The organism is Hahella ganghwensis DSM 17046, from assembly GCF_000376785.1.
Lineage (GTDB): Bacteria > Pseudomonadota > Gammaproteobacteria > Pseudomonadales > Oleiphilaceae > Hahella > Hahella ganghwensis.
In genome coordinates, this window is record NZ_AQXX01000129.1 from 1 (window position 1) to 16604 (window position 16604).

A 16604-nucleotide genomic window follows, 5' to 3' on the forward strand; every position below is an offset into this window, starting at 1 on the left:
CTGCATGCAGTGGACACGAAGCATGGTGGATAACGGATACGGAGGGCGGCCGTTCTCGCCCTTGGGGTAATAGCGGGCGATCTTCTTTTCCATGCGTTTCCATGGGATCAGCTTATCCATTCGCTCCAGAAAGATTTCCCGGCGGGTCTTACGCTTCTTATTCTGGTATTCAGCTTCGGAGAAAGTCATCTGATCCATGGATAGTATTCCTGATGAGTGAAGTTGGCCGTATTATGACTGATTTGGGGAGTTATTCAGAGCCTCCCTAGTACCCTGCTTATTTGAAAGCGGGGTCAAGTTTAATGGGGCGGCGGGCGATTTATATTCTTGCTTCGTTTCTGGTTTGAGTAGCTCGAAAAGCGCCCAGTGTTTCTTATGGAGGGTGTATGATCTAATGGAATTGCCTATGTGTCCAGGTAAGAATTATTATCACCTGAACGATGAAGTGGGCAAACCCAATTATGTAGCCTAAGGCATCTAAATTGGATGTCGCCAGTATAATTCGGGATTGAGGAGCTAATCCCAAAGTGTTGAGAGTTGAAAGGGGCGGCTCGATCCCCGGGGGGGTGGTTGACCTGTCTGAAGTGGCAGCATTACTATATGTCAATAATGACAAATCTCTGGTTAACAAGCTGCTCTCTTTAACTTATATTCATCAACGTCGCTTAATACCTAGAATTCTTATAACAAACTTGAAATGCCAGAGATTGGCTTTCTGTATTATTTGAGGTACCACTTCGAGAGCGTTGTTTCTCTGAGTGGAGGCTTTAAATAGATTGATTTCCCGCTAAGGATTTTGGAATGCAACAACGGCTTAATATAGGCTGGAAAGTTTCTACGTTAAATATCGAGTTGGCCAGTCTTCGTTATAGAGCTATGCTGCCAATTTTAGCGTTAGAGAAGTATGCAATAAAAAGTAAGATATTGGCATGCAGATATCAAGGATGTCTTTCTAATATAGATGTCTTGGTGATAGTTAAGAGTTTTACCGAAGAAGATATTCTATTAGCTCAGGAGGCTGAGAGTATAGGAATCCCGGTTATATTCGATCTCTGTGATAATATTTTTATTCAAGAATACGGTGAAGCTAAGACTAGCTCTCCGGCTAAAGTTTTTAACGCTATTTCTAGAGCCGCGTCGGCTATTGTGGTCACAACAGAGCCTCTTGCTCAAATCGTAAGGAATTCCCTGGAAAAAGACATACCTGTCCATGTGATCCCCGATGGTATAGAGACTGATGAATTGTTAAAACATGCGCGTAGACGCCTAAGGCTGGTGAAGATCAATTCTCTTTTAAACTGGGCGGTAGTAAGGCAGGCTGCAACATCTATTCATCGTCACTTGGTCAGATCTGTCCGTAGCAAGTTGGGCAGCCGTAAAAAACTTACTTTCAAGTTTTGGTTGAAGCTTGCTTATCAATATTACGATAAGAGCCGCTCCAGCGTAAGATCTTTGTTCCAATGGTCTTCCCCAACCCAGAGAGTCGCTTTGGCAGGGGAGAAAAGAGGGCTGTCGAGTGAACTTCCCACCGTAGATAGACTACCTCGCTTAGAGAAAAATCAAGTTGATCGCGGCAGCGAATCCGAAGATTGTTTTCGAATACTCTGGTTTGGTAATCACGGGGCTGCTCATGCCAGCTTTGGTATGTTGGATATTCTTATTATCCGCGATGCACTTGAAAGAATAGCTAAGGATCTGCCGGTTAAATTACAAGTTATTAGTAACAATGTAAGCAAATACGAAGAGTTCATCCGCCCAATGGCTATTACCACTCAGTACATTGAGTGGTCTGCTACTAATTTTCGGGATTATCTCGGTCGTGCAGATGTCGTAATCGTTCCTAACAGTCTTGATCCATTTAGCGTATGTAAATCTTCAAATCGAACAGTCCTTTCCCTGTGTCATGGGGTTCCTGTTGTTGCTACAAGGACTCCTGCACTAAGGGCTTTAGAAAGCTGCATCATCCTTGATGACTTTGAAGAGGGCATTCGTCGATATCTGACTGATAAATCGCTCGTTAAATCACATATTGAGGAAGGTAAGGCTTTAATCGCGTCATTGTATGGCCAGTCCGAAATTGGTTCCTCATGGAAACGGGTCTTCGAAGACGTCAGCAGTCGAATGGGTGAACTGAAAAAAAAGTCCAACCCTGAGCTGATTTTTTTGGTTAACCTGCCGCAAGATATTGATTTGGTAAAGCCCCTCATAGATGTTGCCATCCAGAAGCAACTAACATTTGCAGTATGGACAAGTTTAGGCGCAATTAAAAGCTGGCCGCAGATTGCGCAGTTTATACACTCGTCCGAGTTTGATTGGCGGGTTCTAAATGATTTCCCTGGGGATTTAAGCGATCAGGTCCTGCCTTCCTCTACGCATACTATGCTGGCAGTAACAGAAACTAGCCTGCGCCCCCATCAATTTAGTCATAATTTGGTGGAGCTCGCAAATAAAAAAGGATTGTATACTGCGACGTTGCAGCACGGTTTCGAAAATGTAGGGCTTAGTTATAGTGACGACATTCATGCAATTTCCCGGGTTTCGTTTGCCTCCAAAAAAATCTACACTTGGGGGGAGGTAGATACTCTGCATGATGAAGTGTCGTCGTGCACACGCCTTAAATGTTTTCCAGTGGGTTGCCCCAAACCTCTACATGTTGATAAATCTGTTCCCTTTGAGCGTCTTGTCGCAAATAAAATTGCGATAGGTATTTTTGAAAACCTCCATTGGCATCGATATTCCGATGGCTACAGGGCGTTTTTTCTGGATGGTATTGACACTGTTGCCAAAGCCTTCCCCGATATTTTGTTTGTAATAAAGCCTCATGCAGCAGGCAAATGGTTTACCGACCGTTACCTCGGGACTAAGCCTGAAAGCGATAATTTGATCGTACTCAATTCAAAAGATTCCCGATGGTGTAATCTTTCGGCACCCCAGATGTTGGAGAACCTCGCAGCAGTTATTACTAGCCCTTCCACTGTTGCATTGGATGCTTCACGTGTAGGGTTGCCCACGGCTGTAGTAGGGGAATGTCTAGAATTAAGCAACTATTCGCCACTTCCAATGATTAGGAAAGATAGTGATTGGCTGGAGTTTATTAATCGTGTAATGGATGCTCAAGGTCGCATGCAACTGGAGGAGTTGGCTAGAGCATTCGACAAGCGCGTACTCTTACCTTCTGGCAATGCCGCGGAGGATATAATCAACGATATTGTTTCAAACAGACCGAAAGCTGGAGCCAAGCATGTCTCGTAGAATAATGATAACTGGAGGAGCCGGCTTTATTGGCTCCCGTCTTGTCCAGGCGCTAATAAAAGAAAATGCGAAGTGCAGAATATGGATTTTGGACAGCCTTCTTCCTCAAGTCCATGGTCAGAACCCGGAGTTTGACTGGGTTTCCGATCAGGTTGAATTTATTAGGGGAGATGTTTCGGATAAAGAGATCGTAAATCATGTCGTTGATCTTGCTAAACCTGAAGTTGTGTATCATTTGGCTGCCGAGACCGGGACAGGTCAATCGTATGATGAGGTCGCACGATATTGCGAAGTAAACGTCCAGGGAACGGCTAATTTGATCGAAGCCGTACGTAAATACTCTGGGAAAATTACGACTAAAATTGTTCTTGCTGCTTCCAGAGCTGTATACGGAGAGGGAGGATATCGTGCGTCCGATGGGCGTGTTTATGTTGGTTTGCCGCGACAGCCTGAAACGATGCGCGCAGGAGATTTCTCTGTGCCTTTGCCTCTAGATGCTCCTCTACCCGCTAAAGCGGTTGCGAGCAGCGACCAGTTAGCTCCAGCACCTGCTTCAATTTATGCCTCAACCAAGCTTATGCAAGAGTATTTGCTCAAGCAGGCTGGTGAAGGTGACGCGTGGAGTGCTGTGATCTTACGTTTTCAAAATGTTTATGGGCCCGGTCAATCATTGCGTAATCCCTACACGGGCGTGCTGTCCATATTTGCCAGACAATTACTGGAAGGTAAGCGTTTGTCCATATACGAGGATGGGAAGATAATGCGTGATTTTGTTTATGTAGACGATGTCGTGAATGCTTTAGTTAAGTCCGGTATCTGTAATTTGATTCATGGCTCGACTATAGATATTGGATCGGGTGAGGCTGTAACTATTTGTGATGTGGCCAATCTGCTCATTAGGAATCTTGGAGAAACGGACGAAGGTTATGCGATAACTGGAGAATTTAGGGTTGGAGATATTCGGCACGCTTGTGCAGATATATCTTCTGCCCAGAAATTTCTTGATTGGAGTCCTAGTGTGGGAATTGAAAGAGGTATCACAGAGCTTTCAGAGTGGGCGCGTCAGCAGTTCGAAATAGGCCAATTATAACAGAAGAGGGATTTATGTCCGTTAACGAAACAATCAGAGTTTATGTTGGAGTAGACCGATCTCAACTGTTAGCAGTCCCAGTATTGGAGTACTCAATCAAGAGGCATACGGCGGCGAAGGTGGAAGTTATTCCTATGCTGGATCTACCAGTGCCCGAGCCATTGGACCCCAGGAATGGTCAGCGCACCGGCTTTTCATTCAGTCGTTTTTGCATTCCAAAGCTGGCAGGTTATCAGGGTAAAGCGATATACATGGATGCCGACATGCTTGTGTTCAAGGATATCAGGGAGCTTTGGGATATTCCTTTTGACAATACAAAGGTTGTAATTCAAAAAGAAGTGAAATATCAGGAGCAGACAACTCAGAAAGTCGGAGCTCCCCAGCGCCGGAAAAAGCAGTGCGCTGTGATGTTATTGGATTGTGGACGTCTAGATTGGGATATCGAAACGATCATCGCAGGTATGGATGCAGGGAGCTATGATTATGATGAGTTGATGTCCGATTTGTGTATCCTTCCTGAGTCTGAAGTTAAGTTTGGTGTGCCGTTTGAGTGGAATAGCTTGGAGCACTGGGAGCCTGAAACCTGTTTATTGCATTATACTGACGTTTATACGCAACCGTGGACAGCAGTAGGTAATAAATTTGGATATTTGTGGTTCAATGAAGTGCGTCGAATGCTCAATGATGGAAGTTTAAAAGAAGCTGAAATACGAAAGGAAATTGAATTAGGATATTTCCGCCCCTCATTGCTTCGCGATATTAAATACAGACATATGATTCCGTCTTTTCTGCTAGGACTTTGGGATAAGAAGAATGCATCTATGGACAGATTGGCGGGTTACAAGCCGCATAAGGATGTGTATGAAGCCAAGCGTCGTCGCAAGAAAGCAATAGAAGAGTATGAAAAAAAAATGAGGGCCAGTGTTGAGGGTGCAGAGGTGTCCGGCTGAGTATGAGGGCGATAATAAATAAGTTGATCAAGAGGCCGGTTGCGACGATTGAGTCAAGTCAGGGGGAGTTTGAGGTATACCTGGGAGGGGCGATACATGGCTTGAATATCCTGATTTTCTCTGAACATATTAATGCAACCTATTATATAAGCTTTGATATTCCTTTACGCCGGCTGCATGAGCAGGGGAGGGCTAACCTGGCTGTCGTGTCTCAAGCCTATGTTAAATCTAAAGGCGCTGGGTCCTGGGAATCTTGGCTGGAAACTTTTAAGCCTGATGTTGTTGTCATGACACGATATGGCAAGCCCTATGGGGCAGAAATAATGGCTTATTTTCAGGGTAATAATATCCCCGTTATCTATCATATCGATGATGATCTTCTTGAGATACCTGACTCGCTCGGTAAAGAGATAAAACAGCGACAAGGGGCTGAGGATGTTGTGCGAGTCCGCGAGAAGATGCTAAGTTCTTGTGACTTGATCTATGCGTCAACATCTCGCTTGGGTGATACCTTGCAAAAACGCTTTCCTGACCAGAAGGTATTTTGGGGGATGTATGCGCCTTATTTAGGGGACCAGCTTAAGTCCACTAAGCCCTTCTTGGCGAGAAACCAAAAGACCTTTGGCTATATGGGCTCTAAAGGGCACAAGCAGGATCTTGAATTGGCGGTTCCCGATATAGAGCGCGTGTTGGAAGAGCGCCCAGATGTCAGATTTGAAGTGTTCGGCACGATTGGAATACCATCCTCTTTGATTCGATTTGGAGAGAGGGTTAAAAGCCTCTCTGTGCAAAAATCCTATCCGGAGTTCCTGACCACTCTTGCGTCACTTAATTGGGATATTGGTTTGGCTCCTCTAGTCGATGCTCCATTTAACAACTGTAAGGCCCCGACTAAATACATAGAATATAGCGCTGCTGGGATCCCAGTAGTTGCCAGCAATGTGAGCGTATACAGCAATGTTATCCCTTCTGGTGGTGGCGTTTTGACTGACAAAGATTGGTATACCCCTATCGTCGCCTTGCTTGATGATTCTACTGCTCAGGAGGGTACTATTGAGACCGCAAGGAATTACTGTGCTGAAGCATTTTCTATTGAAAGGTTATCTAACCAATTAGTTGAGGTTTTTAATTTAGTGAGAAACTAGAACGGTACTCCGCACGCTGAAAGGTAGTCGTATTCATACAATCATAAAAGGCGAATAAGAGACATGACACGGGAAGAAATAGAAAGTCGGTTAAAGGAACTATCTCCAGAAACTCCATGGGCTCACTTATACGAGTTTGTGCCAGGCTTGTTTAGTGTCACTCCCGAAAGTGAGCAATTCTACAAGAAGGCTACTGGACTTAATCGAATCGGAGAAGCATTGCTACAGATTGCTGAAACTCAGGTTTACGGACACTCACTTGAAGGAAAGAGGGTGTTGGATTTGGCCTGCGGAGAGGGTCGCCATTCTGTTATGTTTGCCGAGCGAGGAGCTCAGGTGATGGGAGTTGAGGGGCGCAAGCTTTACGTAGATCGGGCGAAGTTTGCTGCTGGAGCTGTAGGGCAGCCTCAAATTGAATTTATCCAAGGCGACGTACGAAAACTGGATCCCGAATTAGGGGTGTTTGATGTAGTAATATTTTCCGGCATCCTTCACCATCTGGGTATTGATGATTTCGATGCTATGGTTCGAGAGCTTGGACGTTTGACGACTGATATGTTGCTTATATACACCCATGTCAGTTCAGACCTGTCCATAAAGCGGCACAACCTGAAAGGGCCGGTGAAAACTGAGGCTGGTCGGGAAGGTTATTTGTTCCGGGAGCATAAAGACAACGCTACGGACCATCAAAAAGAATCCCAAGTTAGAGCGTCGTTAGATAATACTTTCTCGTTTTGGGCAAAGGAAGAAGTATTGATTAACTCGCTTCGTTCGGCAGGGTTTCCTGTTATCCTCAAAGTAATGTCGCCTCACGTTCTTGGGTGGGAGAATGCTTCTTATCGACCAATACTTGTCGCAAAAAAAGCAAAAATAGAAGTGCATCAGAGATAATGTAGCCAGATTATATGCTTTTCAATTCGTTTGTATTCGCAGGTATTTTTTTACCCCTGTGCCTTTTTCTGTTTTGGGTAAGTCCATCGGACCGTATTAAGAGATCTGTACTTTTAGTTGGTAGCCTAATCTTTTATGGTTACTGGTTTCCTCCATATCTTGTCTTATTGGTAGGACTGGTTTTCGTCTCATGGAGTTGTGCATTGTTTGCTGAAAGAACCGCTTCTACCTGGCCGGTTTGGGTGGCTGCGGTCTTACTTCTTGGAACGCTAGGTTTCTTTAAATATGCAGGGTTCTTGGGACAGATTCTGGATGATTTAAATATATGTGAAAATCTAGGCTCTGGAATTGCCAAGTTTGCATTGCCTTTAGGAATAAGTTTTATTGTATTTCAGGCCCTTGGATACGTTATCGATGTTCATCGAAGGGAGTTTTCGGCAGAAAGAAAGTTTTCTGTTGCGTTGTTATTTAAAGCTTTTTTCCCTCAGTTAATTGCAGGACCTATTTGTCGTGCCCATGAATTAATTCCTCAGATTAAGTCTTCTTTCCAGTTTTCGTTGCCAAAGCTATGTTCAGGGATGGCAATATTTGCTGTAGGCTTATTTTTGAAGCTTGTCTTTGCGGATGGGCTGGCACCTTTGGTCGACAGCATATTCTTATCTCCTTTCACCGTCACTCGTATTGAAGCATGGGCGGCGGCTGGTGGTTTTGGTGCCCAGATCTATGCTGATTTTTGGGGGTATTCCACTATGGCAGTAGGACTTGCCCGAATGTTTGGTATAGATATTCCTGTGAACTTCAAACTGCCTTATTTTGCCACATCAATACGAGAGTTCTGGCGGAGATGGCATATTACGCTTTCTCAATGGTTAAGAGACTACTTGTATAAGAGCCTGGGTGGTTCTCGTCATGGACAATTGAGAACTATATTGGCCTTGTTTGCCACTATGCTGTTAGGAGGGCTTTGGCACGGAGCCAACTACACTTTCATAGTTTGGGGGGCGATTCATGGTGCTGTGCTAGCTGTGGAGCATTTGCTCGGAGTTAATCCAAATGCTGGTGGACAAATTTCGGGGACAAGATTGTTCTTGTATCGTTTGTCGCGCTTTATGGGGTGGGGCTATACCTTCATTGTTGTGATGATCGCCTGGGTATTCTTCCGTGCGACAGACGTGTCTCAGGCGTTAAATATTGTGTCTGCAATGTTCATAGGAGGTGACGGAGGTTTATCAGCAACGCTTAAGCAAATTGCGATGATGTCATTGGCATTATTTATAGTTCAGGTCCCAGTGGAGCGATTGTTAGGTGCGTTGAGGGAAGAGAGGCTCGCTCCAGACTTTGCAGTAGGTGGTTCACTGGCGCTTATTCTTGCGGCAGTAGTTTTAGGTGCACCGGAAGCTATGCAGTTTATTTATTTTGAGTTTTAGTTATGTTTAGGGTCTCCATTACAATCTTTTGTTTTGCGACGTTGTTGGCTGTTGCCGAATGGTGGCTCCGCGGCAACCTTTTTGATTTCGTTTCATATAGTAATAGCGAGAGCATAGATGATCAGATATCTCAACGTGATGTTGAGGGGGATTGGACTATGCTGTTTGTTGGTGATTCTGAAACACGTTGGGGAATTCATCCTGCTGAAATAGATGAGGCCTTTGAACAGCAGGGCATTAACATTAAGTCGTTTAATCATGCCTTTGACGGATTTGGTGGTTCCTGGTGGGTAGAGTTGTTACCGCCTTTGCTGGAACAACCTGCATTACAAAAAGTGGAGGTTGTCGTATTAGGGGTGCAGCTAACAGCAGGGTACGGCACAATAGAAAAGCCTAGCGATAATTGCGGAGCCCTACAGAAACCGGTTCTTACCTCTCCTTTAGCAATCGATCTGGGCGTTGATTCACTATGCCGCAACTATGACTGGGATACCCGTCTAGGACGCCAAGTGTTTAATGGCCTATGGACAGTTCGTTATGCTTCTTCGGTTCGTTCTCTACTGCTACCTTCTTCCGTTTTTGCGCCTCAAGGGTTACGGTTCAACTCAGCAAAAAACGGAGAACCCTATCGTGGTTTTTCTCCACACAGCAGCATTGCTGATAATAAGGAAGCATACGAAGGGGAGTTTATGCGCTGGAAAGCCCAGTACAATCCGGAACGGCATTTTGTCCCTTTACCTGAAGATCTGTGGCCTAACCTGACAGGTAAGGACGGTTTTTTTGATCGTTTAAATAATGTAGTGGTTTCGAGCGGTAGACGTCTAGCTTTGTTTGCTCTTCCTACGAATCCGGTTGTTATCGATACTTTTAACAGGAGGGGAGATTACCATCGTAATTCCAAGCTGTTGGCCGACTGGGCAAATAACAATGGTGTGACATATATCGACCTTGGTATTCGTGATGTCGAAGAACCTGATATCTATTTTAGTGATATGCGTCACCTAAGTGATCAAGGTGCCCGGAGTTTTTCACGAATATTGGGCAATGCTTTGGCATCGAAATATTTACCTCGCTCAAGTGGTAAAAGTATGGCCGATAGAGGTAATGATCTTGGCAAGCTATCATCTGCAAAAAACTCTCCTTAGCATTCCGCTATAGATAAGAAGAAAAATATATGGTGATGTGTCTTTAAAAGTGACCCTACTTATTGGTTGGTATGGGGTTAGGGGGGGGATTCTAGTAGATGTGTTAGGGGCTTGAGGGGAAATCGGAGGCAGTATGCAACCCTTAGTAAATAGATGTGTTGAATGGATAATACCGATTCGCGGGGATGTGGGTGAGTTACTTTTGTTTTCGGCATGCGACTCAAAATACTTTGAGTATGCTAGCTCGTTAATAAGGAGTGTCGATTTATACTCACCTGGTTTTGTCTTTTGTTTGCACCTGATAAACCCATCCGAAAAGGTTGTACGCGATGTAAAAATGCTGGCCGACGAGCTGCTTCATACGCGTCTGGCTGTATCAATCGAGAAAACTGATTTATCTACTTATAGTGATGGTGAGAAAGTTACCTACTATGCATGTGCCAGATTTCCACAAGTTGCAAGGTTATTGGAAGAGGTAGACGTAAAATCTATTCTGAGCCTGGATTCTGATTCTCTTATCGTAAATCCTATTGATAATGACTTTTCGGATAAGCCTCTGGCAGAGGTTGTTTTAATAATCCGGCAAAAAGAAAGTAATTCTCAGCCACATTTGGCGGTAGCGACCGGCTCAATCTGGTTTAACTGTTCTGATAGAGTTAAAGCATTTGCTAAATCTGTGGGAGCTGAGCTGGACGCATTGCTTGTTGGGCGGAAACTAAGCTGGTTTGCAGATCAAATAGTGTTTTATCAGCAAATGGATATCTATAGAGAGCGGATGCGGTTTTATAATCTCAAGGGGAAGTATGCTGATTGGAAGTTTGGTAATGATAGTATCGTATGGTCTGGCAAGGGGGCACGCAAAGAATCTGATATGAGGTTCTTTATCCTGCAGTCTTTATTGTCCAATTCTGAAAAGCGCCGCGAATTGGCCCTCCAACTGCTGGAGGTACTTTCAAGCGAATACATATCTGAATCGTCAGAAAATAGTTGGACGGATAGCCGAATAGAGCCTGCCAGGGCAAGATGTATTCAAAAAAAAGAGAAAGTGTGTTTACTGATTCCGAGGCTTGATATGCCCTGGAAGCGGTTAGCGGTCGGGCAACAGATACCACTGCTTCAGGAAGATGCTTTGCAACTGAGGTTATATTGGCGTGAGTTTGTTACAAGGCTTGCAAATGTGTTGCAGGCTCAAGGCTACACCGTAGATATTACTGAGTTACCTGCTTGGGAAATTACGCGAGAAAAAGTGGATGCGATGAATTATTCGATTGCCTTTATTCCACACCGCTGTCACAAAAACTTTGAAGCAGGAAAGACTCAAGTATATTTTTATATGCAGGAATTTTATCGGTGGGTATTTGTAGTGGATCAGCACGGTTGGAGTGCTTCTTCAAGCGTTTACCCAATTAATATTGATTTATTGGCCGATAGCGATAGCCGAGCTTTTGAGATTTATCGCGCGTTACTATCTTCAAATAAATTGGATAGTAAATTTTCTCAAAAACAGCGCAAAACCATAGAACAGCTAATTGCTGATTATGAACTGCCAATTTGTAGCGACGCCATTGGTACCAAAAAAGAAGTGGCTCCTTTTATATTTTTCCCTTTGCAAATACCTCATGACCAATCGATAGAGTATTTCTCAGATATAGATGAGATTGAATTAGTAAGTTGCCTGGTGGAATGGGCCCGTTCACACAAGGTTAATCTGGTTCTTAAGCCGCATCCCGCCAATCGCAAAGCCATGGAGGTATTCCGAACGTTAGTTGATAACACCTCTATTTATTGGAGCGAAGCTCACATACATGATCTTATATCTAATTGTACTGCCGTTTTCACTATCAATAGTGGTGTTGGTTTCGAAGCTCTCATGCATGTGAAGCCGGTAGTAACGTTTGGGCGTGTTGAATATGACTGTGTTTCTTTTAATGCAACGAAAGAAAGCATTAATGAAGCGTGGAAATACTGCAATGAAGTCAGAGCAGAGGATCTTGAGGTCAGGTATCGAAAGTTTGTCAATTGGTTTCTGGATGATTATGCAGTGGATATGTCAAGATCAGATCAGGCAATGCAAAGGATTGGAGGTATCGTTACCGGATTGAAGAGCCGTCAAAATGCTGCATTGGAGGCTCAAGTCTGATGGCTGGGGCATTGATATCCTCCCTTTCTTCAGGGCTGGCTCTAGCCAAAAGGAATATTAGAATACAGGTTCAGGAGCATGCTTTAGGCTATGCCTGGACGTTGATAATTCCGGTTCTTTATGCAACTTGTTATGTTTTTATAAAGCGCGAACTTTCCGGTGGTGGTAGTGTAAGTGAAACGGATGGATGGGATATTATCAGGGCGTTTGGTGGTATTACTTTGTTCCACTGCTGGATTCAGATAGTAAGGGATATGTCCGAAATAGTTACTCGTAACCGAGGGATGTTGAGAGGCTTAAGCGTTGGCTTATCTCCGTTCGTTCTAGCTATTCTTTACGAAGGGGTTCTGGCTCTCATTATTCGGGGGTGTTTAATCGCTGCTGCAATTCCTATCTTGGGTCTTGAATTTCCTTCGAGTGTTGATTCTTGGATGATTATTTTTTCGTGCTTTGCAATCCTCCACCTTACCGCAGCGGCTATAGGGCTGTTTCTCGCCCCTTGGGCTTCATTGTATGGAGATGTAAAAAAAGCAATACAATCAATTAATCTGCCTATGGTTTTGGTTTCTCCAATTTTATATCCGGCGGTAAGCAATGTGGAGTCCTGGATGTACTGGGTAAATATTGTTAATCCCCTCGCTTCCCCGTTGGCGACTCTAAACAGTGCGTTGCAGGATGCTACGGGAACACCCTATTTATTGCCAATGTTGATCTGGGGGGCAACGGCAGTGCTCATGATTGTTATATTGGTCGCTATGTTGAAGAGACAGGTACCGGTTTTGCTTGAAAGGATTGGCTAATGGAAAACTTGTTGGAAGTAGACCATTTATGGAAAAAATATTCTCGCGACCTTAAAGCGTCCGTTCGCTTTGCAACGAAAGAGCTATTAAAAAGTACGCTTGGTAGAACTTCAGAAAAAAGAGAGTTAAGAGATACTGAGTTCTGGGCGCTCAGGAATATTAATTTTCAGCTCAGAAGAGGGGAGGTTCTTGCAATTGTTGGGCATAACGGTGCGGGTAAAAGCACTTTGCTCAAGTGTATAGCCGGCAAGTTACAAGCAGATAAAGGGAATGTCGCTGTAAAGGGCGAAATAGGATATTTGCTAGAAATGAGTGCAGGATTTAATCCTCGAATGAGCGGAAGAGAAAATGTCTCTATAAGAGGCCGCTTGCTAGGCATGAGAGGAAAGGAACTCGATCGGTATGTCGATCAAGTGTGTGAATTTGCGGAGCTGGAAGAGTTTTTTGATGCACCAGTTCAGTTTTATAGCTCGGGTATGAAATCGAGACTTGGCTTTTCTGCCTCATCTGTTATTGAGCCTGACATACTCATTATAGATGAGGTTCTGGCGGTCGGGGATTTGGCTTTCCGCTTGAAGTGCTATGAGCGGATAAATGATATGGCTCGTAATGCCGCAGTTCTGTTTGTATCCCATTCAATTGGTCAAATTGCGCGACTTTGTAGTAGAGGGATTTATCTTGAAAAAGGGCGGGCCATATATGATGGCGATGTACAGGGAGCTATCTCGAAGTATCAGGAACACCTAACAACTCATAGTGGGGGTAATAAAAGTCAAACTCTTAATCCCGACTTAGTTAGTTTTTCTGTTATCAGTAATGGGCGTTACATTAAAGAAGGTGACTCTATTGAGTACGGGGCAAGTTTGTCTCTGGAAATTGATGTATCGAAACTCTCTGCAGGCGTCCAAGTCCGCGTAGTATTGAAAGATGCCTCTCAAATGGTTCTTCTTGATTGGAATTCTGCGCGTGCCGAACTGTCCTGGCCATCTAGTCATGCTCTTTTGTACGCGGATCTTGGAAGTGTTGAATTGGCACCAGGCAATTATTCAATCTATTTGCAAATAATGAGTGGTGATGGCATGGATCATTTATGCCTATCTGAGGCCGTTGTTTTTCAGGTATCCGGTAAGTACTATTACGCCGTCTCCGTTCAAAAGTCTGCAAATTGGAAATTTATTAACACTTCAGTCGCTGAATTAGGGTAATCGAAATCCAAGATTGCTTCTGTTTATGGCAGATTGTCTTTATAACCATGTCGATAAGGTAAAAAATGTCGCAAGGAATTGATCGAATAGGCGCCCTAAACAAGGCCTTTGAGTTTATATATAAGTCTGAGACCCAAGGGGATTATTATGAGTTTGGCGTCTATAAAGGAGTATCATTAGCTCGAGCAATGGCTGCTAATATTAAGTGGAAGAAAAAGACCACAAAATCTTATGTAGAAAAGTTCTTTGGCTTTGATTCGTTTAGTGGTTTGCCAGAATTTACAAGCGGAGATCATCTTTCCGATTATAAGGTATTTCAACCTGGTCAATTTTCTGAAACTAGTGTAGCAGTTGTTTTAGATCACATATCAGAGCAAGGGATTCAGACAGATGATCTAAACCTAATACCAGGATTTTACTCGGAAAGTTTAGTATCTGAAAAGACGATCAATATTGTAGAGGATTCTTTGGTGGCTATAGCGCACATAGATTGCGATTTATATAGCTCAGCATTGGATTGTCTCCAATTTTTAGAGGGAAGACTGGCCGACGGTGCCGTCATACTGTTTGACGACTGGTTTTGTTATCGTGGGAGGCCTGATCAGGGTGTCCATAAAGCATTTAATGAGTGGTGCAAAAGCGGTCTCTATATCGTTTCAGACTATTTTTCATATAGTTGGGCTGGACGGGCATTTATAATCAATAGTGTTTCTGATCAATAACAGAGGCTTTTCTGCACTATTCATCCCTATAAAGAAGTTAGCCGAGCTATACATTAATGAACTCGAATTTACTGTTAATAGGCGGTAGTCCTCGTAGTGGAACTACCGCTATCCTCCAGATACTGAACTCTGATCCTCGAGTTTTTATATCATCTGAGGAAAACTTATTAAAAGCTAGCCAGACATTGAGTCAATTGCTCTCTACTAGAGAGCGTAGAACAAAGGCTCTATCTAAAGGTATGCGAGAACTCTCCCCGAGAGAAACCCTGTCAATGGATAATATCCACAGTCATAACTTTAATCAGGACTCACTCTGGCCCACTTTGAAGTCCATATACGAGCATCACCATAGCTTACTGCATCCTGAGACCCCTTTGTTGTTATGGGGAGATAAATTACCGGCTTACGCAAAAGAAATTAACAATGTGCTCCAAATGCCTGGTGCACGTTATTTGCACATTACGCGTAATCCTCTGGATGTAATTAACTCAATGCTTCGTCGGATGAATGCTGCAAAACAAGGAAGAGATTGGTGGAAAGCGATCACTGATTTCGACGACATGCTATCTGCCTGGGTGGAAGCATACACAGCTGTTCAAGACCATCAAAACAACCCCAATGTGTTTCACTTATATTATGAAGACCTGGTTTTTGATTTCGATAGAACGGTCAGTACGCTTAATGACTTCCTTGGTATTGAGCTTGAGTATATTAATTCATTGGTCTCAGATCCTGCATTGCACTTCGATCGGAGTTTTATTACCGATTCGATCTTGGATTCAATGTCTGGAAACGCAGCGGTTAGAAGCTATGCTGCGAACTATTTGGCAAAGACTAGAAGTGACGTGGTCCGTAACTCGCTGAGATGTTTGATCGCTAGGTTTTAAGTGATTGTCGTATAGAAGGATATTGTGTTAGATGAATGAGTCTCCGCGAATTTTTATAGCTTGTACTGAATCCGAGTGGTTGCCTGCTGAGGTTCTAAAGTATTCAATAGAAAAACACTCGTCTCGCCCCGTGGTAGTGGAGCTTATTTATAAGAAAATTGATAGATTGCCGATTCCTGTCAAGCCACGAAACAGGCCGAGAACGCCATTTTCCTTCCAGCGCTTTGTCATTCCCAGTTTATGTGATTATAAAGGAAGGGCAATTTATCTTGATGCTGACATGATGGTCTTCCAAGATATAGCAGATGTCTATGATATGGATATGGGTGGAGCAGATGTGCTGGCTGTCAAAGAGGGGGATTCTCAAAGGCGAGGTCAGTTTAGTGTAATGTTAATTGACTGCGTAAAGTGTCAATGGTCAGTAGAGTCTATTGTTCGGCAATTGGATAATGGAGATTTCGGCTATGAAGACTTAATGTATGACTTATGTATAGCTGAAAAGGTTGGCCGGATAATACATCAGCGATGGAATTCCCTGGAGTATTATCAGCGAGGGGAAACGGCTCTGCTTCACTTTACCGACATGAATACGCAACCTTGGACTACGAGGAAAAACCCCCTTGAACAGCTATGGATTGATGTGTTACTGGCAGCTATTAAGGGGCATCATATTCAACTCGAGGATGTTAAAAGAGAGATAACTTTAGGACATATACGACCATCACTATTAGCTCAGCTCCTAGCGGAGTTAAATGGTACCGACTTGCCTTCAGATATAGATTCTCTTGACAAAAAGTTTGTACCCCCATTTAAGCTCATTTCGGGGAGTAAATATCGACCAATAGATATTTTAAAACGAGTCTTCTTGAAAGTCGAAAGACAGGTTAGAGGAGGGTGAATATATTTGATGTGGCTTGTTAAGTGTAAATATTTCTTGTAATAGATATTGA

14 protein-coding genes are annotated in these 16604 nt (G+C 43.6%); 13 read left to right on the top strand and 1 reads right to left on the bottom strand.

Annotated features, from left to right (window positions below; translation table 11 throughout):
- Window positions 1-198: IS5/IS1182 family transposase (locus F566_RS0119985; RefSeq protein WP_020408807.1), on the bottom strand; the 198-nt coding region annotated here is incomplete at its 3' end.
- A gap of 603 nt (window positions 199-801) precedes the next feature.
- Here F566_RS0119985 and F566_RS0119990 point away from each other — a divergent pair.
- The 13 genes from F566_RS0119990 to F566_RS33555 all read left to right on the top strand — a co-directional run bounded on the left by F566_RS0119990 (window position 802) and on the right by F566_RS33555 (window position 16552).
- Complete coding sequence (locus F566_RS0119990; RefSeq protein ID WP_020408808.1) at window positions 802-3252, top strand: hypothetical protein; 2451 nt, start codon at window positions 802-804, stop codon at window positions 3250-3252.
- The gene (locus tag F566_RS33545; protein WP_020408809.1) at window positions 3242-4342 is read left to right on the top strand and encodes an SDR family NAD(P)-dependent oxidoreductase; all 1101 of its coding nucleotides are present in this window, start codon (window positions 3242-3244) and stop codon (window positions 4340-4342) included. Before F566_RS0119990 ends, F566_RS33545 begins: the two co-directional genes overlap by 11 nt.
- Before the next feature lie 14 nt (window positions 4343-4356).
- Window positions 4357-5292, top strand: a complete 936-nt coding sequence (locus F566_RS0120000; protein WP_020408810.1) for a glycosyltransferase — start codon at window positions 4357-4359, stop codon at window positions 5290-5292.
- A gap of 2 nt (window positions 5293-5294) precedes the next feature.
- Entirely contained in the window at window positions 5295-6437 is a 1143-nt protein-coding gene (locus tag F566_RS35675; RefSeq protein WP_020408811.1) for a glycosyltransferase family protein, read from the top strand.
- A 63-nt stretch (window positions 6438-6500) separates the two neighbouring features.
- Entirely contained in the window at window positions 6501-7328 is an 828-nt protein-coding gene (locus F566_RS0120010; protein ID WP_020408812.1) for a class I SAM-dependent methyltransferase, read from the top strand.
- A gap of 203 nt (window positions 7329-7531) precedes the next feature.
- Entirely contained in the window at window positions 7532-8755 is a 1224-nt protein-coding gene (locus tag F566_RS0120015) for an MBOAT family O-acyltransferase (protein WP_020408813.1), read from the top strand.
- 2 nt (window positions 8756-8757) lie between these two features.
- A complete protein-coding gene (locus tag F566_RS0120020) occupies window positions 8758-9900 on the top strand; it encodes a hypothetical protein (RefSeq protein WP_157496932.1) in 1143 nt (380 codons plus the stop codon).
- 133 nt (window positions 9901-10033) lie between these two features.
- Complete coding sequence (locus tag F566_RS0120025) at window positions 10034-12040, top strand: capsular polysaccharide export protein, LipB/KpsS family (protein ID WP_083921135.1); 2007 nt, start codon at window positions 10034-10036, stop codon at window positions 12038-12040.
- Entirely contained in the window at window positions 12040-12840 is an 801-nt protein-coding gene (locus F566_RS0120030) for an ABC transporter permease (RefSeq protein ID WP_020408816.1), read from the top strand. The genes F566_RS0120025 and F566_RS0120030 overlap by 1 nt, the downstream gene beginning before the upstream one ends.
- On the top strand, window positions 12840-14045 hold the full coding sequence (locus F566_RS0120035) for an ABC transporter ATP-binding protein (protein ID WP_020408817.1): 1206 nt from the start codon (window positions 12840-12842) through the stop codon (window positions 14043-14045). Before F566_RS0120030 ends, F566_RS0120035 begins: the two co-directional genes overlap by 1 nt.
- Before the next feature lie 65 nt (window positions 14046-14110).
- Entirely contained in the window at window positions 14111-14767 is a 657-nt protein-coding gene (locus F566_RS0120040; protein WP_020408818.1) for a TylF/MycF/NovP-related O-methyltransferase, read from the top strand.
- Between the two features lie 56 nt (window positions 14768-14823).
- Entirely contained in the window at window positions 14824-15654 is an 831-nt protein-coding gene (locus tag F566_RS0120045) for a sulfotransferase family protein (RefSeq protein ID WP_026180163.1), read from the top strand.
- Between the two features lie 31 nt (window positions 15655-15685).
- Window positions 15686-16552, top strand: a complete 867-nt coding sequence (locus tag F566_RS33555) for a glycosyltransferase (protein ID WP_020408820.1) — start codon at window positions 15686-15688, stop codon at window positions 16550-16552.
- The last annotated feature ends 52 nt before the right edge of the window (window positions 16553-16604 follow it).

Coding starts and splice junctions, on each gene's coding strand:
- F566_RS0119990 (WP_020408808.1), top strand. CDS start 802: ATGCAACAACGGCTTAATATAGGCTGGAAAGTTTCTACGTTAAATATC.
- F566_RS33545 (WP_020408809.1), top strand. CDS start 3,242: ATGTCTCGTAGAATAATGATAACTGGAGGAGCCGGCTTTATTGGCTCC.
- F566_RS0120000 (WP_020408810.1), top strand. CDS start 4,357: ATGTCCGTTAACGAAACAATCAGAGTTTATGTTGGAGTAGACCGATCT.
- F566_RS35675 (WP_020408811.1), top strand. CDS start 5,295: ATGAGGGCGATAATAAATAAGTTGATCAAGAGGCCGGTTGCGACGATT.
- F566_RS0120010 (WP_020408812.1), top strand. CDS start 6,501: ATGACACGGGAAGAAATAGAAAGTCGGTTAAAGGAACTATCTCCAGAA.
- F566_RS0120020 (WP_157496932.1), top strand. CDS start 8,758: ATGTTTAGGGTCTCCATTACAATCTTTTGTTTTGCGACGTTGTTGGCT.
- F566_RS0120025 (WP_083921135.1), top strand. CDS start 10,034: ATGCAACCCTTAGTAAATAGATGTGTTGAATGGATAATACCGATTCGC.
- F566_RS0120030 (WP_020408816.1), top strand. CDS start 12,040: ATGGCTGGGGCATTGATATCCTCCCTTTCTTCAGGGCTGGCTCTAGCC.
- F566_RS0120035 (WP_020408817.1), top strand. CDS start 12,840: ATGGAAAACTTGTTGGAAGTAGACCATTTATGGAAAAAATATTCTCGC.
- F566_RS0120040 (WP_020408818.1), top strand. CDS start 14,111: ATGTCGCAAGGAATTGATCGAATAGGCGCCCTAAACAAGGCCTTTGAG.
- F566_RS0120045 (WP_026180163.1), top strand. CDS start 14,824: ATGAACTCGAATTTACTGTTAATAGGCGGTAGTCCTCGTAGTGGAACT.
- F566_RS33555 (WP_020408820.1), top strand. CDS start 15,686: ATGAATGAGTCTCCGCGAATTTTTATAGCTTGTACTGAATCCGAGTGG.